General features: G+C 63.8%; 22 protein-coding genes and 2 pseudogenes. 17 read left to right on the top strand and 7 right to left on the bottom strand.

The window, feature by feature from the left end; genetic code table 11:
• Positions 1-25: 25 nt before the first annotated feature.
• Positions 26-796, top strand: a complete 771-nt coding sequence (locus tag EPN59_RS06580; RefSeq protein ID WP_293041902.1) for a DUF2968 domain-containing protein — start codon at positions 26-28, stop codon at positions 794-796.
• Between the two features lie 238 nt (positions 797-1034).
• Here the strand turns inward: EPN59_RS06580 and EPN59_RS06575 are convergent, their stop codons facing one another.
• Complete coding sequence (locus EPN59_RS06575) at positions 1035-1217, bottom strand: hypothetical protein (RefSeq protein ID WP_293041899.1); 183 nt, start codon at positions 1215-1217, stop codon at positions 1035-1037.
• Between the two features lie 227 nt (positions 1218-1444).
• Positions 1445-1897 (bottom strand): RNA chaperone Hfq, encoded by a 453-nt coding sequence (gene hfq / locus EPN59_RS06570; RefSeq protein ID WP_293041896.1) that lies wholly within the window; start codon positions 1895-1897, stop codon positions 1445-1447.
• A 645-nt stretch (positions 1898-2542) separates the two neighbouring features.
• Here hfq and EPN59_RS06565 point away from each other — a divergent pair.
• The 5 genes from EPN59_RS06565 to EPN59_RS06545 are packed head-to-tail and all read left to right on the top strand — an operon-like array spanning position 2543 to position 6150.
• A complete protein-coding gene (locus EPN59_RS06565; RefSeq protein ID WP_293041893.1) occupies positions 2543-2683 on the top strand; it encodes a hypothetical protein in 141 nt (46 codons plus the stop codon).
• A 12-nt stretch (positions 2684-2695) separates the two neighbouring features.
• The gene (locus EPN59_RS06560; protein WP_293041890.1) at positions 2696-3235 is read left to right on the top strand and encodes a sigma-70 family RNA polymerase sigma factor; all 540 of its coding nucleotides are present in this window, start codon (positions 2696-2698) and stop codon (positions 3233-3235) included.
• Complete coding sequence (locus tag EPN59_RS06555) at positions 3232-4140, top strand: anti-sigma factor (RefSeq protein WP_293041888.1); 909 nt, start codon at positions 3232-3234, stop codon at positions 4138-4140. Before EPN59_RS06560 ends, EPN59_RS06555 begins: the two co-directional genes overlap by 4 nt.
• Positions 4141-4151: 11 nt before the next feature.
• A complete protein-coding gene (locus EPN59_RS06550; RefSeq protein WP_293041923.1) occupies positions 4152-5765 on the top strand; it encodes an FAD-binding oxidoreductase in 1614 nt (537 codons plus the stop codon).
• 13 nt (positions 5766-5778) lie between these two features.
• Positions 5779-6150 carry a hypothetical protein gene (locus EPN59_RS06545; protein WP_293041885.1) on the top strand — a complete coding sequence of 124 codons (372 nt, stop codon included), beginning with the start codon at positions 5779-5781 and terminating at the stop codon, positions 6148-6150.
• Between the two features lie 27 nt (positions 6151-6177).
• Here the strand turns inward: EPN59_RS06545 and EPN59_RS06540 are convergent, their stop codons facing one another.
• The 3 genes from EPN59_RS06540 to EPN59_RS06530 form a co-directional block, all read right to left on the bottom strand.
• Entirely contained in the window at positions 6178-7113 is a 936-nt protein-coding gene (locus EPN59_RS06540; protein ID WP_293041882.1) for a DUF1571 domain-containing protein, read from the bottom strand.
• A gap of 124 nt (positions 7114-7237) precedes the next feature.
• Positions 7238-8998: an AMP-binding protein gene (locus tag EPN59_RS06535; protein WP_293041879.1), complete on the bottom strand. Its 1761-nt coding sequence runs from the start codon at positions 8996-8998 to the stop codon at positions 7238-7240.
• A 265-nt stretch (positions 8999-9263) separates the two neighbouring features.
• Positions 9264-10481, bottom strand: a complete 1218-nt coding sequence (locus tag EPN59_RS06530; protein ID WP_293041876.1) for an MFS transporter — start codon at positions 10479-10481, stop codon at positions 9264-9266.
• Positions 10482-10789: 308 nt separating this feature from the next.
• Between EPN59_RS06530 and EPN59_RS06525 the strand changes: the two genes are divergently transcribed.
• The 6 genes and pseudogenes from EPN59_RS06525 (at position 10790) to EPN59_RS19705 (ending at position 15557) form a co-directional block, all read left to right on the top strand.
• A complete protein-coding gene (locus EPN59_RS06525) occupies positions 10790-11563 on the top strand; it encodes an SDR family oxidoreductase (protein WP_293041873.1) in 774 nt (257 codons plus the stop codon).
• Between the two features lie 113 nt (positions 11564-11676).
• A complete protein-coding gene (locus EPN59_RS06520; protein ID WP_293041870.1) occupies positions 11677-13401 on the top strand; it encodes a long-chain fatty acid--CoA ligase in 1725 nt (574 codons plus the stop codon).
• A gap of 220 nt (positions 13402-13621) precedes the next feature.
• Positions 13622-13798, top strand: a pseudogene (locus EPN59_RS06515) (formyl-CoA transferase); the annotation flags it as partial.
• A 712-nt stretch (positions 13799-14510) separates the two neighbouring features.
• A complete protein-coding gene (locus tag EPN59_RS06510; protein ID WP_293041867.1) occupies positions 14511-14765 on the top strand; it encodes a type II toxin-antitoxin system Phd/YefM family antitoxin in 255 nt (84 codons plus the stop codon).
• A complete protein-coding gene (locus tag EPN59_RS06505; protein ID WP_293041864.1) occupies positions 14753-15175 on the top strand; it encodes a type II toxin-antitoxin system VapC family toxin in 423 nt (140 codons plus the stop codon). The genes EPN59_RS06510 and EPN59_RS06505 overlap by 13 nt, the downstream gene beginning before the upstream one ends.
• Before the next feature lie 100 nt (positions 15176-15275).
• Positions 15276-15557, top strand: coding sequence for a hypothetical protein (locus EPN59_RS19705; protein ID WP_363928547.1), 282 nt, complete (start codon positions 15276-15278; stop codon positions 15555-15557).
• A gap of 120 nt (positions 15558-15677) precedes the next feature.
• On the opposite strand, the pseudogene EPN59_RS19700 reads toward EPN59_RS19705, so the two are convergent.
• Positions 15678-16031 (bottom strand): annotated as a pseudogene (locus EPN59_RS19700) (alpha/beta fold hydrolase); the annotation flags it as partial.
• 358 nt (positions 16032-16389) lie between these two features.
• Positions 16390-17301: a LysR substrate-binding domain-containing protein gene (locus EPN59_RS06495; RefSeq protein ID WP_293041858.1), complete on the bottom strand. Its 912-nt coding sequence runs from the start codon at positions 17299-17301 to the stop codon at positions 16390-16392.
• A 138-nt stretch (positions 17302-17439) separates the two neighbouring features.
• Between EPN59_RS06495 and EPN59_RS06490 the strand changes: the two genes are divergently transcribed.
• From EPN59_RS06490 to EPN59_RS06470, 5 genes are all read left to right on the top strand, one after another.
• A complete protein-coding gene (locus tag EPN59_RS06490; RefSeq protein ID WP_293041855.1) occupies positions 17440-18099 on the top strand; it encodes an RraA family protein in 660 nt (219 codons plus the stop codon).
• A gap of 29 nt (positions 18100-18128) precedes the next feature.
• Positions 18129-18809, top strand: a complete 681-nt coding sequence (locus EPN59_RS06485; protein WP_293041852.1) for an RraA family protein — start codon at positions 18129-18131, stop codon at positions 18807-18809.
• A gap of 15 nt (positions 18810-18824) precedes the next feature.
• Positions 18825-19457, top strand: a complete 633-nt coding sequence (locus tag EPN59_RS06480; protein WP_293041849.1) for a dimethylmenaquinone methyltransferase — start codon at positions 18825-18827, stop codon at positions 19455-19457.
• Positions 19454-20671, top strand: coding sequence for a pyridoxal phosphate-dependent aminotransferase (locus EPN59_RS06475; RefSeq protein ID WP_293041847.1), 1218 nt, complete (start codon positions 19454-19456; stop codon positions 20669-20671). Before EPN59_RS06480 ends, EPN59_RS06475 begins: the two co-directional genes overlap by 4 nt.
• An 85-nt stretch (positions 20672-20756) precedes the next feature.
• Positions 20757-21563: an alpha/beta hydrolase gene (locus EPN59_RS06470; protein WP_293041844.1), complete on the top strand. Its 807-nt coding sequence runs from the start codon at positions 20757-20759 to the stop codon at positions 21561-21563.
• Positions 21564-21604: the final 41 nt, after the last annotated feature.

Raw genomic sequence — 21604 nt, 5'->3', positions numbered from 1 at the left:
TAGAACTGTTCAAAGCAGGAACTACATGAACTACGACCGGAGAGTTCGAAACGCGGCACTGGCAGTCATGGTGCTAATCGGGGGTACGCAAACGGGCTGCGCGCAGTCTGCATTGCAATCCGCTGGGCCGACCACCCAGCAAACAACGCAGGGCGTTGAAGCAGCTAACACGAATTCGGCGGCCCTGCCTGCTGCGGTTGTTGCGGCGTCGGCGCCTCAGGCGACGGTGGCAGCATCGGTAGCTCCGGGCCAGACGGATGTGCTGACGCCAGACGAGGCGCAGCAGAACGCGATCGGCAACGTGGCCGAGCTTCAGAAGATGATCAGCGGGTCGCAGCTCATTCGGCTTCGCACGACCTACAACGGTGAGTACGGCGCAAGCTTGCTGTTTTACGGCAAGGAGATGACGTACTACGTTGCACTGTTCCAGAACAAGACGTTCTGGCGCGTCATCAAGACGAGCGACGAAACGCGCGCCGAAGCGATCTACCGCGATTTCGCGGCAAAGACCCAGCAGCTTGCGGAAGTCGAGATTCGCGGCATCCGCCTCGAGGCGCAGAAGGCCTTCACCGATCGCATGATTGCGCTGACCCAGGGGCACGTAAGCAGGCTGCAGGCCGACCTCGCGGTCGCGCGTCAGCAGCAGGCGCTCGTGGCCGACCAGCAGAAGCAATCGCGCGAGCAGGCGACTGCGCTGCAGGCTCAGAAGACGGCAGCACAAGATCAGCTGCGCTCGGTGCAGCGTCAGGTGCGCGAACTGCAGCGTCAGGTCGAAGGCGGCTTGCCGGCGCAGTAAGTGTCGTGCCGCTGCAGTTTGCGGCGGCATGAATCTTTCGCGATCAAAGGGCGGACGGGCGTCCCGGACGTACCGCCGCCTTTGCGCATGCTCGCCTGCACGGCGTGCTTCGGCACGCCGGTTCGCCATCAGGCGTCTCTTTCATGGAGCTGCGACGTTCGGCGGCTTCATGCGTCTCCGCGCGCCGATCATCTGCGTGCGACTTTTGCCGTGCGCGCTGCCGCGCGTATCGCGCAACTCAATGTCTCAAGCCGTGGGAGGCGGTGCCCGCGCGTCTTCCTCGCTTCACCGAGTGGTGATGCTCGGGCTTGCTTGGGGTCGGCCGGACCGCGATCGGATCGCTCGCCGGAAAGGTTTCTTCCAGCGCTTCGTCGAGCGGATCTGCCGGTGGCTGCATGCGGGCTTTCTTCGACGCACTCATGATGTTCTCCGTGGCAGGACGTACTTGTCTCAGCATATCCCAACGGATAAAACCCTGAATGCAGGCGGGTTTCGGGCTGCACCCGCGGTGCGGCCCGAAAGTCATGGAAGTGGCAAAAGAGGCGCTATGTGCGGCAGACGCGCCGCTGCGTACCGGCGCGGCGACCGCGTCGGGTCGCCGGTTTCCGGTGGAAAACGCGTGTGCGGCGATGCGCGCAGCGATACTGCTCAGACGTTGCCGGAGTCGCCGCCGCCGTTACTGCCGGTGCCGTAGAGCCGGCGTCGGCGCGTGACGACCACCGGGCCGTCCTGCGGCGGACGATCGCCCGACGGGGCGGGCGCGCTCCACGATTCCTGCGATTCGCGCGGCTCTCTCGGTTCGCGGGGCTCGCGCGGGCCATGGCTGCCATGGATGCCGCGGCTCGTGTGCTCGCCGGTATGCGCCGGTCGCGCCGGGCGGGGGCCCGGCCGCGTGCCGGTGTCGAGCTGGATCGTGGAGATGGCGCGCTTGTAGATGCCTTGCAGGCCGACAGGCGTGCGCAGCATCACGAGGTACTGATCGAACGACTCGATGCATCCGGTCAGGCGAATGCCGTTGACCAGATAGATTTCGACGCGCTTACGTTCCTTGCGCGCGGCGTTCATGAAGTCGTTTTGGGGATGTGATTCTGCGGAAGGCATGGACGAAATATGACCTGGCGGCTCGATGCCGCATTCAGTTGAAAACGTTTGCTCGCCGGGATTCTACCTTGTGGCGGCGGGATTCGCGTGCGTGAGCACGCGCTACTGCAGCACTATACCGGCTCGGCGCCGGATCGGCAGAGTGGCGGGTCGTGCTCATCGTTGCTTCCCTCGGCGGCGGCAGGGTTGCGGGCGGGGTCAGCTTCGTGCCCGTGACGTCTTCGGCGTCCGCTACATTGCATCCGCGCCTGAAACCTGCGAAGACGCCCGTGACGACACCGGCGACGGCACTCACGCCCGACCTGTGACAGTGCGCCGCATTTGCGGCGTACGCTCACAGCGTAGTGCAAAGCGGCGGCCCGTGCGCAACTGAATCTCGCCGATCGCCGACACTTTGCTTTCGCTTTACAGCGGCAATCATTCTCGCGTCTTGCGCCCCATTCGTTATGTGCGGTGCCTCACATGCAACATGCACGCGACTGCATACGATATCCAGTCAAAAAAACCGTCAAAAACAACGTAGGCAGCGGGAATAACGGGGACTTTCGGCGCGTTTATCCGTTTGTCGGCACTTGCGTTGCGCGTCGCGCGCTTCGCAAGATATCCGGGGCTACACGGCAAGGCGCGTCCTCGAAGGAGGTGACGATGAAGCGATTTCGCAAGCTACTGGTGTTCCTGATGCTGGTCACGGTTTCCGGGGCAGGGCTGGCTGCGTGCGGCGACATGAATACGAGCGGCAGCTCGTCGTCGGGAAGTGCGGGCAGCAGCTCGGGCAGCGGTTACTGACAGGCGGACGGGGTGCTGCGCCATCCGTCCAGGGAGTTCGAGGCGCAAGTGGTGGCGCAGCTCGCGCCACTGCGGCGCTATGCGCGCTCGCTGACGGGTGACGCCGCCTGGGCCGATGACCTCGTGCAGGATGCGGCGGAGCGCGCGCTTTCGCACTGGAATTCGTTTCGGCCCGACAGCAATCTGCGCGCCTGGCTCCTGACGATCCTGCGCCACATTTATATCGACCAGTTGCGCGGCCGCCGCGAGATTACGGTCGACGACGAAAGCGCGCCGTGGCGCACGCTCGAAGCGCCGCACGGCGAGGTCGACGGGCTCGATCTGCGCGACCTGCAGCGCGCGCTCTATCTGCTGCCCGCCGCACAGCGCGAGGTGCTGTTGCTCGTGTGTGTCGAGGAACTGAGTTACCACGAAGCGTCGGCCGTGCTCGGCGTGCCGTCCGGCACCGTGATGTCGCGCCTGTCGCGCGCGCGCGAACATCTGCGGGTGCTGCTCGGCCAGGATCCCGCGCGGCGCACGGCATCGCTCAGGGTGGTGGGGACTACGCGATGAATCACGACGACCTCGAACGCGATCGGGCGTGCTTGCTGGCCGCAGCAGCCGATGGCAGCCCGCCCGAAACGGATCTCGCAATGCTTTCGGCGTACGTGGACGGCGAACTGTCGTCTGACGAACGGGCTGCGCTGCATGCACGGCTTACGGACGATCCGCCCGCCGCAAACCGCGTTGGCGCGTATTTCGCCCAGAAATCGGCATTGCAGGCGCTTTGCCGCGCAAGCGATGCGGACCCGACGCCGGCTTCCTGGCTCGTGCTGCGGCCACGCAATCCGTGGTGGTGGAACGTCGGCATGGCCGCCGCCTGGTGCGCCGCGGGCGCGGGCATTGCGCTTGCTGCCGCCGCATTCGTGCCGCGCGGCGGGGCGACCGGGGTGGTTACCGGATCAAGTGCCGGACCGGTCGCTGAAACGGACAGCGCGCGCGCGGGCGGCTTCGTCACGCCCGACGATCCCGATGCCTTCGCGCGCCATGCGGACGTCGCCTACGCTGTCTATACGCCCGAGCAACGCCATCCGGTCGAAGTCGGCGCGGCCGATGAGACGCATCTGGTCGCGTGGCTCTCGAAGCGGCTCGGCAAGCCGCTTTCGGTGCCGTCGCTGAGCGAGTATGGCTACGCGCTCGTCGGCGGACGGCTGCTGCCCGGCACCACGGGACCGGCCGCGCAGTTCATGTACGAGAACGATGCGGGCGAGCGGCTCACGCTGTACGTCGGCGCATCCGGCAAGGACAGCGGCGCGGTGCGCCTGCTGCGCGACGGCAATCGCCGCACGTTCTACTGGACCACCGACCGCATGGGCTACGCGCTATCCGGCCCGCCCACCGAAGGCAAGCTGCAGGCCATCGCGTACGAACTCTGCGGCGCGCTGGGCGGCAAGCCCTCACAGTGGGGCAGGTGGTGACGGGCGGCGCGATGCAGGACGCCGCGCGCATCTTGCCGCCGGGCATGAGCGAAGCGCGCTTCGAGCGCGCGCTGGCGGCGTTCGAGCGAATCGTCGGCACACCCAACGTATGCCGTGGCGGCGCGGCGCTCGAACCGTATCTCGATCCCTTCGTACCGGCTGCGGATCCACGCGCGTTCGCGCCGTCGGCGGCGCTGTTGCCCGCCAACGTGGACGAAGTCCGCGCGATCCTGCGCGTCGCGAATGAGACGGGCGTGCCGCTGTGGACCGTTTCGACGGGCCGCAACTTCGCCTATGGCGGTGCGGCGCCGCGTCTGTCCGGATCGGTCGTGCTGGACCTGCAGCGCCTGAAACGCATTCTCGCCGTCGATGAGCGGCTCGCCTACGCGCTTGTCGAACCCGGCGTGAGCTACTTCGATCTGTACGCCCATCTGCGCGACGGCGGCTACCGCCTGTGGGTCGATCCGCCCGCTGCCGGGTGGGGCAGCGTGACCGGCAACACGCTCGAACGCGGCTTCGGCACGACGCCCTACGGCGATCATGCCGCGACGCTGTGCGGCATCGAGGTCGTGCTCGCGAACGGCGACATCGTGCGCACCGGCATGGGCGCGATCGAAACCGGCACCGCATGGCAGCTTTACCGGCATGGCTACGGCCCCGGATTCGATGCGCTCTTCACGCAGTCGAACTACGGCGTCGTCACGAAGCTGGGTGTCTGGCTGATGCCCGCGCCGCCGGCGTATCTGCTCGGTGAAGTGCAGGCGCCCAACGAAGCGGATCTCGCCGCGCTTGTCGACACGCTGCGCCCGCTGCAACTCGATGGGACGATCCGCAATCATGCGGCGATCGAAGGCGTGATCCGGCGCGCGGCGGGCATCGCGCCGCGCACGCGCTGGTTCGAAGGCGACGGGCCGATGCCGGAGGCCGCCGTGAGCGCGATGCAGCGCGATCTCGGCGTTGGCCGCTGGAATCTGCACTTCGGGCTGTACGGCACGCCCGAAGTCATCGACGCGCAGCGGCGCGTGGTCGAGCGCGCGTTTGCAGCGGTGCCGCACGCGCGCATCGTCGCGACGCGCTACGTAGCGGGCGACATAGCGGGCGACATAACTGGCGACGAGCCGCAAGGCGGCGCGGATCGCAACCTCGCGGGCATTCCGACGATGACCGCGTTTCGCCTGCTCGACTGGCGCGGCGGTTCGGGCGCGCATGTGGATTTTTCTCCGCTGTGTCCCGCCGATGGCCGCGACGCGATGCGCCAGTACACGCTCGTGAAGACGCGCGCGGCTGAATACGGCTTCGATTACTACGGCGGCTTCACGGCGGCGGGGCGCTGTTTGCATCACATCTTCGCGGCGATCTTCGCGCGCGAGCGGCGCAGCGATGCCGAACGTGCGGGCGATCTGCTGCGCGCGCTGATGAGCGATGCGCGCGCGGCGGGCTATGGCGTGTACCGCTCGCATCTGCTGTACATGGACTTCGCTGCTGCGCAATACGGCTTCAACGACGGCGCGTTGCTGCGTCTCGCGGAAACCCTCAAGGACGCGCTCGATCCGCACGGCGTGTTGTCGCCGGGCAAGCAGGGCGTGTGGCCAGCGGTGTGGCGGAACGAGCGCGGCTACACGTAAGCGGGAGGCTGCGATGGACCGGCGGACATTTCTGTGCGAGACGGGCGGCGCGCTCTTCGCCGTCGCGTGCGATGTCGCGCCCGCGCGCGGTGTGCGTGGTGCATTCACGGGCGAAAGCGCGAGTGCGTATTCGTGTATCGCGCTGTTCGATCCCGCGCTCGCGCAAGGCAGGGCGCTTGCGCATTACGCCGCGCGCAAGGGCATCGAAGCGTGGCCGGCCGACGACGACATCGGCATGCTCTGGCACGCGCGCCTTGCCCGCTACGCCGAACGCGCCGAATGTGCCGGAGCGCGCACCCGCATGATTGCCGCGCTGCGGCCCTCCGACCAGTTCGTGCTGGCGCGCCTCGCCGCGCCGAGCGGCGCGGTCGTGCTGATGTGCTGATGTGCTGATGTGCTGACGTGCTGGCGGTCAGCGCCACGCCTGGAAGCGATAGTCCGGATTCTTCGAATCGAACGTGAGCGCGTCGAAGGACTTCGGCTCGATGCGCTCGAAGACGATCTCTTCGAACGGCCTGCCGTCGCTGTCGTACGACTGCGCCATGCGGAACCACGGATGCCGCAAATCGAGCCCGAGCGTCTCCTTGCTCGCGTAGCCGCCGTTCTCGCCGGGCGGCGCGTCCCAGGTGAACGCGACCACACGCGCGCCGTCCACCGTCTTCACGCTGATCTGCGCGGGCCGGACGAGCCCCGCCTGTTCGAGGCGCGCGTCCTCGTCGATAAAGCGGCGCGCGATGTATTCGGTGCCGAGATCGGTCAGCAGATGGCGCGATTGCGCATGGGCGAACACGCCGTCGAGTCGCGTCCAGAGCGACACCCTGTGAAAGAGGCCGCCCGGATGGCCGTACATGGCATCACTGCGGCGCGCGGCGTCGTAGAGCACTTCCTGGCCCGCATGCGCGCCGTCGGGGAGCCAGCGCGCGTAGATGCGCAGCGGTGCGTGCGCGAGCCGCACGAGCATGTGGTCGGATTCGGCGGGCCAGCGGCCGTGGATGCGCTCCTTGCGCCGCAGCACGAACTCGCACGATGCATAGCCGTTCGGGCCTGCCTCGATATAGCGCGGCAGCGTGCGCGGATCGAGCGAGGCGAAGAGCGCGACGAGCTGCGCGTCGTCGAGCGTGGCGAGCCCTCCGTCTTGCGCGGCGTGCTGCAGCCATCGGACCTGATCGTCAAGCGGCAGACGCCCGACGTCGGCAGCGGATTCGCCGACGGGCGATGCGGGCGCGTGCGCGCCGACGTCCGCTGCTGCAGGCGGCGCACGCGCGACGGCGCAGGGAAGCACAGGCGGAAACACGAGCGCGGCGCAGAGGGTCGCGAGACAGGCAGACGGCGTTGTGCGAAACCTCATCGGCGCACGCTCCATGAATTCGTCAGTCCGTTGCGGCGCGCACTCACCGGGAAACTGCGCGGGAAACTGCGCGGGAAGCTGCGGTGAAGCTGCGGTGAAGCTGCGCCGACACGGCATCAACGAATCAGGCCGGCGCTTTCTTCCCGACGACTTCGTCGCGCAGCGCGCGCCGCAGGATCTTGCCGATGTTCGATTGCGGGAGCGTATCGCGGAACTCGACGATGCGCGGCACCTTGTAGCCCGTGAGCTGCTCGCGGCAGAACTGGATCAGCGCGTCCTCGGTGAGCGTCGGGTCGCGGCGCACGACGAACACCTTCACGCGCTCGCCCTGCACCGGATCGGGCACGCCGATCGCCGCCACTTCGCGCACGCCCGGATGCGAGGCGATCACGTCCTCGATCTCGTTCGGGTACACATTGAAGCCCGACACGATGATCAAGTCCTTCTTGCGGTCGACGAGCCGTACGTAGCCCTGTGCGTCCATCACGCCGATGTCGCCGGTGGCGAGCCAGCCGTCGGCGTCGAGGACCTTGGCGGTTTCGTCGGGGCGGTTCCAGTAGCCCTGCATGACCTGCGGACCCTTCACGCACAGCTCGCCCGCTTCGCCGATGTTCGCCCACGTGCCGTCGTCGCGGCGAAAGCGCACCTGCGTCGAAGGCGCGGGCAGGCCGATCATCCCGTCGAAGTCGTGCTGGTGGCCGATATCGACGGGATTGAGCGTCACGATCGGCGAGCATTCGGTGAGGCCGTAGCCTTCGATAATCGGCTGGCCGGTCACGGCCTTGAAGCGCTCGGCGACGGCGCGCTGCGTCGCCATCCCGCCCGCCATCGCGAGCTTGAGGCCGGAGAAGTCGCGCTGGCGGAATTCCTCGTTGTCGAGCAGCGCGCTGTAAAGCGTATTCACCGCCGAGATGCAGCTGAACTTCTCGTGGCGGATCGTCTTCATCACGCGTTTGATGTCGCGCGGATTCGCGATCAGGATGTTGCGGCCGCCGAGCGCCATGAACACCATCGCGTTCACGGTCAGCGAATAGATGTGATAGAGCGGCAGCGGCGTGAGCACGGTTTCCTGGTCGGCGTCGAGCTGGCCTGCGGTCCACGTCTTCGCTTGCACGAGATTGGCGACGAGATTGCCGTGCGTGAGCATCGCGCCTTTCGCGACACCCGTCGTGCCGCCGGTGTATTGCAGGAACGCGAGATCGCTGCTCTTGACGTTGACCGGCGCAACGGGGTGGCGTGCGCCTTGCGCGAGCGCGTCGAGGAGCTTGACGGCGTGTGGCAGCCGGTACGCGGGAACGAGTTTCTTGACGTGCCGCAGCATGAAGTTGATCAAGCGGCCCTTCAGGTTGAAGCCTTCGCCGAGCAGATCGCCAAGCGCCGTCACGACGATGTTCTTGACGTTCGTGCCGGGCAACGCGTCTTCGAGTGTTTTCGCGAAATTTTCGAACACGACGATGGTTTGCGCGCCGCTGTCCTGCAACTGGTGCGTGAGTTCGCGCGCGGTATAGAGCGGATTCACGTTGACCACGATGGCGCCGGCCTTCAGCGCGCCGAACAGCGCGACCGGATATTGCAGCGTGTTGGGCAGCATGATCGCGACGCGTTCGCCCGGCTGAACGCCCGCACGCTGCAACCACGACGCGAACGCGGCGGCCTTGCGCGCGAGCGCGGCATAGGTCATCGGCGAACCGGCGCTCACGTAGGCCACGCGTTGGCCGTAGCGTGCGGTGCAGTCATCGAAGAATTGCGTGAGCGAGGCGTAGCTGTGCGCGTCGATTTCGCGGGGGACGTCTGCGGGATACGACGCGTACCAGATGCCGTCGGTGTCCGGCGCGGGTTGCGCGGCGCCGCCGGTGGTCGAGGGCGGGCAGGGCAGATCGGTCATGAGGTCTCTCCGGGCGTCGTTAGCGTTTTTGTTGCGTTCATCGTGCATGGAGCGTGGTGCGAATGGCAGGAAGCAGCAGCAAGCGGCAGTGAGCAGCGAGCCGTGCGACAGCCATTCGTCAGTCCGAATCGTGCCACGCCGCGGCGCGGCGCGAAAGCGTACTGAACGTCACGCATAAACGAAAAACCGCGCGGGCGTGAACCCGCGCGGTCTCGTGTTGCGATGCGGTTGCGCGTGGCCGCGGTGCCGCGTTGCGTGTGCGCGATCAGACAGCCGACACTTGCCTGGCAGACTGCGTCATGTCGATGCCACGGCGCTCGCGGCTGAAGAGAATCATCACGGCGATGATGACCGCCACCGTGCCGGCCACGACCGCCATCGCGAGGCCGTAGTTGTTGTCGTGCGAGACGGCGAACGACGCCTGCATCGTCGCATTGACCGAGGCGAACAGGTTGCCGAGCTGGTAGACGAGGCCCGGGAACGTCGCGCGGACTTCGTCGGGCGAGATCTCGTTCAGATGCACCGGAATCACGCCCCACGCACCTTGCACGGAGATCTGCATCAGGAACGCGCCCATTGCGAGCAGCACCGGCCCGCTCGAGAAGGCCCACAGCGGCAGCACCGGCAGCGCGATGAGCGCGGAGATGAAGATCGCCTTGCGGCGGCCGATCTTCTCGGAGAGCGAACCGAAGAACAGACCGCCGCAGATTGCGCCGATGTTCAGCACGATGGTGATGATCGAGACGGTATGCGGATCGAAGTGGTGCTGTTCGCGCAGGAACGTCGGATACATATCCTGCGTGCCGTGCGAGAAGAAGTTGAAGCAGGTCATCAGCACGATCGCATAGATCGACAGGCCGAAATTGTGCTTGAGCGTCGTGCGCAGGCTCGGGCGCGGGCGCTTTTCCATTTCCTTCCATGCCGGGGATTCCGGCATGTTGCGGCGGATATAGAGCACCAGCAGCGCGGGCACGACGCCGATGAAGAACATGCCGCGCCAGCCGACGTGTTGATAGAACACACCGAACACGATCGAGGCGAGCAGGAAGCCGCTCGGATAACCGGCCTGCAGGAGGCCCGAAACGATGCCGCGCGATTTCGGCGGAATGGTTTCCATCGTGAGCGCGGAGCCGACGCCCCATTCGCCGCCCATCGCGACGCCGAAGAGCGAGCGCAGGACGAGGAAGGTCGTGAGATTCGGCGAGAAGCCCGAGAGCATGCCGAGCACCGAATACAACGCGATGTTGAGCATCAGCGTCGGGCGGCGGCCGTACTTGTCGGCGAGGCGTCCGAATATCAGCGCGCCGAGCGGGCGCATGGCCAGCGTGAGCGTAATGGCGAATGCGACTTCAGGGATTTTGACGTTGAATGCCGTGGCGATGTCTTTCAGGACGAATACGGTCAGAAAGAAATCGAAAGCGTCAAGGGTCCAGCCTAGATAGGCGGCGATCGTGACGTGCTTCTGTTCACGCGTCCAGCTCATTGATTGTTCTCCTGATCGTGCTGCGCTGCACCGTCTGTAGCGGTGATGTCGTGTGTGGTCCGGTACGCGCCAGCCGATGGACCTGGCGGGAGTGTACACCCGGCATTAAACATCTGCATCAAAGTTGCGACAACCTCGGACTAATCCCTGGTGTCATTTCAAATGAACGACCGTGCTTTTCCGTATTTACCTGGGCGGAAGGCGTCGCTAGAATCGGTCGCCATCGTCGGTGATCCGGCGATGCCGGGTCTGTCGAACCCTATTGGCTGCGCCGCGCACCGGCCAGCTCAGATCAAGGAGGAGCAAGCATGCAGGTCAGGGACATGTTCGAACTGGGCGGGCAGGTGGCGCTCATCACCGGCGGCTCGCGCGGCCTGGGGCTGCAGATGGCCGAGGCGCTGGGCGAGATGGGGTGCCGCGTCGTGATCACGGCGCGCAAGGCCGACGAGCTCGCACAGGCGCAGCGTCACTTGCAGGCGCGCGGCATCGAGGCGATGACTGTCGTCACCGACCTCCAGCGCGCAGAGAGCATCGCGCCGCTCGTCGACGAAACGCTGGCGGCATGCGGGAAGATCGACATCCTCGTGAACAATGCGGGCGCGACGTGGGGCGCACCGGCCGAGGACTATCCCGACGAGGCGTGGCACAAGGTCATGAACCTGAACATCAACGCGCCGTTTTTCCTCGCGCGCGAAGTCGGCAAGCGCTGCATGATTGCGCGCAAGCGCGGCAAGATCATCAACGTCGCATCGGTTGCAGGCCTTAAAGCGTCGCCTGGCCCGATGCAGACCATCGCGTACAACACGTCGAAGGCTGCGGCAATCCACTTCACGCGTGCGCTCGCAGCCGAATGGGGCAAGTACGGCATCAACGTCAACGCGATCTGCCCGGGCTTCTTCCCGTCGAAGATGTCCGCGGGCCTGCTCGACAAGCTCGGCGAGTCCGTGATCGAACGCACGCCGCTGCACCGCCTGGGCGACGACGACGATCTCAAGGGCGTCGTGGTGTTCCTCGCGAGCGCTGCTTCACGTCACATCACAGGCCAGTACCTGGCTGTCGACGGCGGCGCGAGCGTCGTCTGAGTTTCATCACGGCCAGCAGGCGCCGCCTCATGCGCCGCTTCATGCGCGGCGCCTGCACGGATTGCACGACATGCGCGCCGCAGCGGCGCGCATCCAACGAGACGGAAACCGCCATGTCCACGTCAGAACTGTCACAGTCCGCTTCTCAACCTGCGGCGCGCGCGAAACGTGCGCTGCCTTCGCCGCACTGGCCGCCGCATCTGTCGCCGCATCTGACGATTCCGGCCACGAACCTGTTCTATAACGCCGAAGTATCGGCGGCGCGCTTTCCCGACAAACCCTATATCTACTTCTACGACACGCCTGTCACGTTCGCGCAGTTCAAGGACGAGGCCGAGCGCGTCGCAGGTTATCTGCAGCAGCACTGCGGCGTGAAAGCGGGCGACCGCGTGCTGCTCTACATGCAGAACAGCCCGCAGTGGATCATTGCGTATTACGGCATCCTGCGCGCCAACGCCGTGGTCGTGCCCGTGAATCCGATGAACCTCACCGAGGAACTCGCGCATTACGTCGAGGACAGCGGCGCGACGACCGCGTTTGTCGCGCAGGATCTTTACGCGCGGATCGCGCCGCATGTGCAAGAGGGCGAGGGCGCAGGACTGCATCATCTGCTGGTCGCGACTTATTCCGATTACCTCAAGCGCGAGCCGTCGTCGCCGCCGCCCGAGTTCGTGAGCGCGCCGCGCCATGTTGCGGGACCGGGTGTCGTCCACTGGACCGACGTGCTCGATGCGCGCTGCGTTCCGGGCGCGTTGAGCGCCGGTCCCGACGACCTCTGCGTGATGCCTTATACGTCGGGCACGACGGGCAAGCCGAAGGGATGCATGCATACGCATCGCAGCGTGACGAGCACGGCGGTGGGCGGCTGCAACTGGTTCGGCAGCAACCAGGATGCCGTGCAGCTTTCGGTGCTGCCGCTCTTCCACGTGACCGGCATGCAGGGCGGCATGAACAGCCCGCTCTACAACGGCTCGACCATCGTCATCCTGCCGCGCTGGGATCGCGACGCCGCCGCGCGCGCGATCGAGCACTATCGCATCAACGGCTGGCAGGCGATTTCGACGATGGTGGTCGATTTCATTTCGAATCCGCGCATCGACGAATACGATCTGTCGAGTCTCGCGTGGATGCGCGGCGGCGGCGCCACGATGCCCGATGCGGTGGTGAAGAAGCTGCGCGATCTCACGGGACTGGAATTCGTCGAGGGCTACGGCATGTCCGAGACGATGGCGGCCACGCACATCAATCCGCCGCAGCGTCCGAAGCCGCAGTGTCTCGGCATTCCGGTATTCGACGTGGATGCGCGCGTGGTCGATCCGATCACGCTCGAAGAATTGCCGGACGGCGAATCGGGTGAACTCATCATGCACGGGCCGCAGGTGATGCAGGGCTACTGGCGCAATCCGCAGGCGACGCGTGAGGCGTTCATCGAACGCGACGGCAAGCGTTTCCTGCGCACCGGCGACCTCGTGCGGCGCGATGAGGAAGGCTACTACTTCATGACCGACCGTCTGAAGCGGATGATCAACGCGTCGGGCTACAAGGTGTGGCCGGCTGAAGTCGAAGCCTTGATGTACCGCCATCCGGCGATCAGGGAAGTGTGCGTGATCGGCACGCAGGACGAACGCCGCGGCGAAACGGTGAAAGCCTGTGTGGTGCTCGATCCGAAGCAGCAAGGCAGCGTGAGCGAGGACGACATCATCGCGTGGGCGCACGCCAACATGGCGGCCTACAAGGCGCCGCGCATCGTGCAGTTCGTCGATATGCTGCCGAAGTCGGGCAGCGGCAAGATCCTGTGGCGCAAGCTTCAGGAAGACGAGGCGCAAGCGCGCGGCTGATCTTCTCCGCGCCAATGCGTTATGGCCATCCGTTGCGATCAACGCGCGCCGGATGGCCAGCCGGCGCCGCAGCGTTCACGCCTGCGGCGCCGGAATCATCTGCACTCCGATTCGCTACAGTTTCGCGCCGTTTTGAATCCCTCACGGACATCAGGCACCGGCAAGCGCCGGCACGCCCGTGCCCGGCTCGCGCCAGTCTTCTTCCCATTGCGCCCGCATGGCGCTGATCTCGCGCGACAAGACCGGCAAGGGGCAGAAGGTGGCCGTCTCGATGCAGGACAGCGTGCTGAATCTGTGCCGCGTGAAGCTGCGCGACCAGCAGCGTCTCGAGCGTATGGGCTTCCTCGAAGAGTATCCGCAGTACCCGCATGGCACCTTCCGCGATGTCGTGCCGCGCGGTGTGATCGGGGGGGGGGATCAGCGATAGAGGCGCCGGTACGGCGTGAGCCGTGCTGGCGCCTTCGATTTAAATGCCGTACTTCGCGTCACCGGGAAGTAAACAAAAAACCCCGCAAATTCAACGATTTATGGGGTTATTTGTTTGTTTCCTTGTACTGCTTGATTAGCTTTCTGGTGCCCAGGAGAGGACTCGTATTTTATTTGTAGATGATTGATTTAAGGGGGATTTAAGCTGAATACCTCTTGTCGGTGTACTCATTTCGAGCTGGCTTGCAAACGACGCTCGTTTGTCGCGCAAACGCAACGCTCGGAACGGCAGATGAGCCTATACCGACGGGGAATCTGCCTTCGATGGGCGAAGCTTCGCGGTCATCCGAATCTGTGCGACAAAACGGGCGAGCCGGGTGAGCATGGCAAGGATGCAGCGGGCCCCCTGGTCCGATGGGTTGAGCAACCGCGGTGGCCTTTACAAGCTGTTCGACTAGTCGGGCAGCCGCATCGCAGCCGTACAAAAATTCCACCGGTACACGGGACGTATACGCAGATAATTTTGGACATGATGAAAGGTTGCCGAGACTTGACCGACGCGAGAGAGCCGACCGTACTTGCCGGAGAACCGTAAAAACCAGGGGGCACTCGCAAGCAAGTCAGAGGGCTGGACAAATTACGCAAATTACGTAAAATGCGTATTATTCTGACCGGAGGTCCTCGTGACTACTGTAACCGCTACCGATCTCGCCCGCCGCACGAACCAGGTGCTCGACGCCTTGGCGCGCGGGGAATCGGTCACCATCACCCGCAATAACACCGTGCTTGGCACGATCAGCCCGCCCGAGCGGGCTGTCACACTTCGCGATGCCTTCGAGCGCATCCCAAAGATGCCGCCCGACGTTGCCGATCGGTACATGGCTGATATCCGAAATGCCGATTTCGACGACGAGGTGCGTGATCCATGGCAGAACTAATCGTCGATACATGTGTCTGGATCGATCTCAGTAAAGGCGCTCTCGACGCTGAAGCAATCTACAACGTCGCTGGGTCCCAATTGATCCATGTCTCCGCGATCTCGCTTGGCGAATTGGAATTCGGCGCGCAACTTCCAAGCGACGCCCGCGAGCGAGCACAGCGCACTGCCTTTCTGCGTGCCATCGAACGGATGTCGGTGCTCGCAGTGACGCGAGAGACCGCTCGTTCATTCGGGCTGCTCGCGACCATGATGAAGGCGGCGGGCCGTAGCCCGCGTCCGCGTTATAACGATCTGTGGATCGCCGCTCAGGCTCATGAGCATCACCTGCCGCTACTCACTAGCAACCCAGATGATTTCCGCGCGCTAGACGTGATCGAAATCATCGAAGCCCCGAAGACGGCTCATTGAACACGGGCGTCGCTGAATACAGGAGTCGCGAGGACGTTTTCGCAAACTGAGTGAGGTAGGCCCCCGGCTCTGCCGCAATCCACCTATAAGGACCTCCCCGTTGTTGCAAGCTGGGTTTAGTGAATCATTCGTCATCCTCGCAGTGGCGGCCTCGATGCTCACCGCCGCGTACCACATGCTGCGCGACGGTACCGGAGCGAGTATTTCTGAACTGGCGTCACGCTGCAATGTGCTTGCCTACGAGGTTTGTGAGTGTGTCAAGGTATCCGGTGAGGAAATGGTTTGCACCGGGAAACACGACGACTGGGAGGTGTTGCGGCTTGGCCCAAAGCATCACGTTGGCAAGGGGAACAATCTGGTCATCTCCGCCATGTATGATTAGTGCGTCCTTTGGGGCTGTCGGTGTCTCGTAGACACGCTCACCTTCGACTGTTCCGTTCGGCATGCCTGCGAGAATCGTAAAATCTGGTGCCTTACCAGCTCGCAGTAGTTCGTTCGCGACGCGCGCTTGGACAAACGCACCAAAGGAGAATCCGGCCAATGCGAGTGGAATGCCTGGGTACTGTCGGCGCAACGTGTCGACTACCTGGAGGATGTCCTCAGTTTCTCCAGCACCTGAGTCATGCTCCCCGGCAGATTCCCCAATCCCGCGAAAATTCGGTCGTACCGCTAACCATCCATGTTGTTGAAAGCAGCGAGCAAGCGCTTGTGGAACCTTGTGCCGTGCAGTGCCCCCTTGCAGGGGATGTGGGTGCGTAATCACCGCAATGCCTACGGGTGATTGCCCTGCTGGGGAGTCAACCAGCGCCTCAATCGGGCCGGCGATTCCTTGATACGTTTGTTGTGAAATTGACATGGGGACGCTCTTGCGTAACGGGGGTGACGCGTTGCGTGTCGCTCAGAGGCGACCCAGACGTTTGAATGGGGCATCCAGCGAGGGAAAATCCCCATGCAGACAAGCAGACTCCAATCGCAAAGCCGAGGAATACGTACGCCACAAGACTTCTGGTGTATGGTCTTGACGGTTTCATGAGGACGTCTCTATCGAACATTGCGATTATTGTGCCATTGGTACGTTGAGAGCAATACGACGCTTTTGTTCTGGCGGCCATTAGTAAAGCCTATGAACGACGCAATGCATGCGTTTGCTCGAATTATCTGTGCCTCAAAGAGATAGAGATCCGCGCGGTTCGCGTTGAAGCAACTAGGCTTGCTCACTGCTTGTTTGCGCCTTTAGTCAATCGCGCCACGACTTCGTCGACCATCGGATGATGGCGCTGTGTATTCCACACCAAAGCCGCTGTTATGACCACGACTTTTTCTTTCAGAGGTCGGACGACGACATTCTCGGGTGCCAGTTTGCGCATCGAGGATGGAACCAGCGCAACTCCCTGTCCGCATCCGACGTACGCGATCTGTGAAGTTACTGAACGTACTTCGTGGGTGACACGCGGAGTCAATCCGTGTGAGCGGCAGACTGACGTTAGCAGATCGAAGTAGACCGGACTGACCTGGCGCGACGACATTACGAGCTGTTCGTTCGCCAGAGCCTGCAGTCGTATTCTGGGCTGGACGGCCAGCGGATGATCCTTTGGAAGCGCGACGGCCAGCCGGTCCTCGGCCAGTGGCATGGTGGCAATTCCGCTTCCCACCTCGCCATCGACACGGACAAAGGCCAGATCGAGTTCACCGGCTTCCAGTGCCGGTATGGCTTCGACGCTATCGATCTCGCGAACGAAAACAGTCAGATGCGGGTGAGCACGCTTGAGCGCCTCCAGCACAGAAGGAACGGTTTCCAGCATGGCGGAGGTGATGGCGCCGATATGCAGCACTCCGGTCTGACCGGCCGCCACTTCCCGGATTACGCGTTCAAGCTGTTCCACCTGGCCAGCGAATTGCCGGACGGCGGGCAGGATCGCCGCGCCCGCGGGACTGAGCTGCGTGCCCTGGCGGGATCGGTGAAAGAGCTGAAGCTTGAGCGATTGTTCAAGCACCTTGATCTGCTCTGTCAGCGGCGGCTGCGACATGTTCAGCCGCTTGGCCGCCCGTCCATAGTGCTGTTCCTCAGCAACGGCAAGGAACATCCATAGCTGCCGGATCAGCCTGAAATCGATCGTATTGCGCATGTTGATGCGTATCCTCAAAGGGGAGTCGTGGATCGTCCGTCTGTTCCGAAAACAGTATCAGCGAGATACGAAACGCGGAATTTACATATCAATCCGGTGACGCGAGGATTGTCGCACTTTCCAAAGGAACTGCGTGTGATGAATCCGACTTCCATTCTTGACCGCCTCGCCTCGCTGGACACCAACACGGTCTCTGACGCACTTGATTTTCTCGGTCTACCGGGTGCGACCTACGGGCTGCGTCCGCTGTGGGACTGCCCGAAGATCGTTGGCCGGGCGAGCACTATCCAGCTCGGGCCGAAAGCCGACGCGAAGCCGACGGTGCATCTGATTTCGCCTGTCATTGACGCGGTGACCACCGACGACCGCGTGCTGGTCATTGCCGGCGGCGCGGATGGCATCTCGTGCTGGGGCGACATTCTGGCCAATGCAGCCACCGCAAAGCAGATCCGTGGATCGGTCATCGACGGTCTGAGCCGCGACATAGAAGGCAGTGAGTCGATCGGCTATCCCGTTTTCGGTCGAGGAGTGACGATGATCAGCGCCCGTAACCGGGTGATCCAGATCGATGCGGGCAAGCCGGTGCAGATGGCGGGCGTGACGGTGCACGAAGACGACTACGTGATCGCCGACCGCTGCGGCACTGTCTTCGTGCCCGCGGCACGCATCGGGGACGTGCTTGATCTGGGTGAACGTATCGCTCGCCGCCAGGACGGCATGGTCGCTGCCGTGCGCGCCGGCCGCTCGGTCGCCGAGGTGATGCACGACAAGGAATTCGAGGCGATTCGCGCACAGTGACATCCACATCCTCTTTTGGAGCATCTCAAATGGCAAATTCCTTGAGGGCTAACCCCCAAGACCAGGAACTGGTGGCCCTCTTTGAAGGGCTGGACACCCCAGGCGTTTCCGACGCTATGGACAAGCTGGGCCTGCACGGCCAGGCCCTCGGCATCATGCCGCTGGCCGACTACAGCAAGGCCGTGGTGGGCCCGGCGTTCACGGTCAAGTACGTGCCGGCGAGCAACCCGCCGGGCACGGTGGGCGACTTCATCGACGACGTGGCCCCTGGTGATGTGGTCGTGATCGACAACGACGGCCGCACGGACTGCACCGTCTGGGGCGACATCATGACCCAGTATGCGGGCCTGCGCAGCATTGCAGGCACGGTGATCGACGGCGTGTGCCGCGACGTGAGCAAGGCGCTGGGCGACGGCTACCCGATGTTCAGCGCGGGCCGCTTCATGCGCACTGGCAAGGATCGCGTGCAGGTCGAATCTGTGAACACCACGGTCGCCATCGGTACCGTGCGCGTGGCTTCCCGCGACATCGTGGTGGCCGATGCTAACGGCGTGGTCGTTGTGCCGCGTGGTCGCGCCCGCGAGGTGGCAGAAACCGCCCGAAAGATCGAAGAAGTTGAATCGCGCATCCGCGAGCAGATCGCGCAAGGCAAGACTCTGGGCGAAGCGCGCGCCGCGCTGGGCTACCACAAGCTCCAGACCAAGGAATAGGAAGAGGCAATCACCATGACCTACAGCGCAGAACAACTCGCGCAGGCCTGCAAGCTCGGCACCTCCACGCTGTTCGAGGCTTCGGGCATCCCGACCAGTGTTGCCGACATTGCCATCCGCCCCGTCTGGGCGGGCGCCTCGGTCGCTGGCCCAGCCTATCCGCTGGAATGCTCGCCGGGCGACAACCTGGCCATCCACATCGCGATGGAGAAGGTGCCGCGTGGCAGCATCCTCGTGATTTCGACTGGTGGCTTCGTCGCGGGCTACTGGGGCGAGGTGCTCACAGTGGCAGCCGAGGCTGCCGGCGTGGCGGGCCTGATCATCGACGGCGGCGTGCGCGATATCGCGGCACTGACGGCCCGGCGCTTCCCGGTGTTCTCGCGTGGCATCTCCATGCGTGGCACGATCAAGGCGAGTTCACCATCGGTTGGCCGTCCGATCAGCTTCACGGGCACGCCGGTGGCGACCGGGGATCTGGTCGTCGCGGATGATGACGGCGTGCTCGTGATCCCGGCGGCGCACGTCGCACAGACGCTTGCCCAGGGGCAGGCACGTGCCGACAAGGAGGCGAAGATGATGGACGCATTGCGCGAAGGCCGCAGCACGCTGGAATTGATGGGGCTGACGAGCTGGAGGCAGGAGCAATGACCGGGTTGTCTGAAGGTTTGAACCGTTTCCTCGCCGCAGCACGGCCGTCGGCGACTTACAGGGTTATGGATCGCGTCGCGGCACGGCGTGCGAGCGGAGCAGCCGTGATCTCGCTGAGCGCCGGCGAGCCCGACTTCGACACGCCGGAGCATGTTCGTGAAGCGGGCATCGCCGCAATCAGGGCGGGGCATACGCGATACACACAGGTAGCCGGGCTGCGCGCGCTGCGCGAGGCGATCGCCGCGAAGTTCCAGCGCGAAAACGATCTCGACGTCGACTGGCGCGACACACTCGTCTGCAGCGGCGGCAAGCAGGTGATCTTCAACGCGCTGGCTGCCACGCTCAACGAAGGCGACGAGGTCATTGTGCCGGCGCCGTACTGGGTGAGCTACCCGGAGATCGTGCAGCTTTGCGGTGCGCAGTCCGTGATCGTGCCATGCGGCGCCGCGAGCAACTTCAAGCTTACGGCCGATGCATTGCAGGCTGCCATCACGCCGAAAACTCGGTGGATGATCCTGAATTCGCCATCGAACCCGACCGGTGCCGTCTACAGCCGCGAGGAATTGCAGGCGCTGGCTGAAGTGCTGCTCGCACATCCGCAGGTACTGGTACTGTCCGACGACATCTATGAGCACCTGATCTTCGACGACCTTGAATTCTTCACGATCGCGCAGGTTGAGCCCCGCCTGCGTGAGCGTGTACTGACGATGAACGGAGTGTCAAAGGCGTACGCGATGACAGGTTGGCGTATCGGCTTTGGCACGGGTCCCGGCTGGCTGATAGAAGCGATGGAGAAGCTACAGGGACAGCAAACTTCCGGTGCGTCGACGATTTCGCAGTACGCAGCACTTGCAGCACTGACGGGCCCACAGGACTTCATTCAGCAGTCGCGCGAGGCATTCCAGCGTCGGCGCGATCTGGTCGTCAGGCAGATCAACCAGGCACCGGGCCTGCACTGCGCGGTACCGCAGGGCGCGTTCTATGCGTTCGCGTCATGCGAAGGCCTGATCGGCAAGACGACCCGGGCCGGAACTCGCCTGGACGGGGACGAGGCTGTGGTCAACGCGTTGCTCGACGAGATGGGTATCGCGACCGTGCATGGGAGTGCGTTCGGTCTAGGGCCTTACATCCGTATTGCGTATGCGCTGGATGAAGAGACGCTGTCGCGCGCGTGTATGGCCATTCAGGATTTTTGCCGGTCGCTGACAAATTGAGGACGTCGCGCCGATGGCTGGTCTTGACCGCATGCGATGCGTCGGGGCCGGCGCGAAGCGAACCTTTATCCGAAGAGTAGAGAAGATGCCTGCAGAATTTAACCGCGCGCAGTTCGTGTTTTCCATCGATGGCACGGCGCTGGACGTGTCGGCCATCCATCGCGAGGGCGACAAGGCATCGATCCTGTTCCTGCATGGGTTCGGATCGACGAAGGAGGACTATGCCGACATCGTCCGTTATCCGGAATTCGCGGGTCATCCGTTTGTGGCGTATGACGCCCCGGGTTGTGGCGAGACGCATTGTGCTGACCTGTCGAAGATCAGCATTCCGTTCCTGATGGAAACAGCGCTTGCTGTACTTGATCGGGTCGGGTTCGAGCGCTTTCATCTGGTCGGGCATTCGATGGGCGGCCTGACTGCGCTGATGCTTGCGCACCGGTATCCGGAACGCGTGATCAGCTTCGTCGACATTGAAGGCAATATCGCGCCAGAGGACTGCTTTCTCAGTCGCCAGATCGTCGAGCATCCGCGCGACGGTGTACAGCAATTTTTCCGCGACTTCATCGAGCGTGCCCGGCTTGCTCCGGCATATGCGAGCGCGCTCTATTCGGCGAGCCTTTGGCACAAGGTGCGTGCCGAAGCTGTCGGTGGAATTTTCCGCTCGATGGTCGACCTGTCGGACAACGGCGACCTGATGACGAAGTTTCTCGGCCTGCCGTTCCCTCGAATGTTCATGTACGGCAATCAGAACGCCTCGCTCTCGTACCTGAACCATATCCGGGAACAGGGCGTCGATCTGGTCGAAATCCCGGATTGCGGGCATTTCCCGATGTATTCAAATCCCGCGCTGATGTGGAGAGCCATTGCCGGGTTTCATCGGCGTGCAGGCTGACTTTCTGTTGTAGACAGACGCGGCCCAGCGAAACGGGCGCA

Origin of the sequence: Paraburkholderia sp. (genome assembly GCF_004298475.1) — a bacterium.
GTDB lineage: Bacteria > Pseudomonadota > Gammaproteobacteria > Burkholderiales > Burkholderiaceae > Paraburkholderia > Paraburkholderia denitrificans.
Note: the sequence above shows the minus strand (reverse complement) of the source record. Positions and strands in the feature narration are given on the sequence as shown.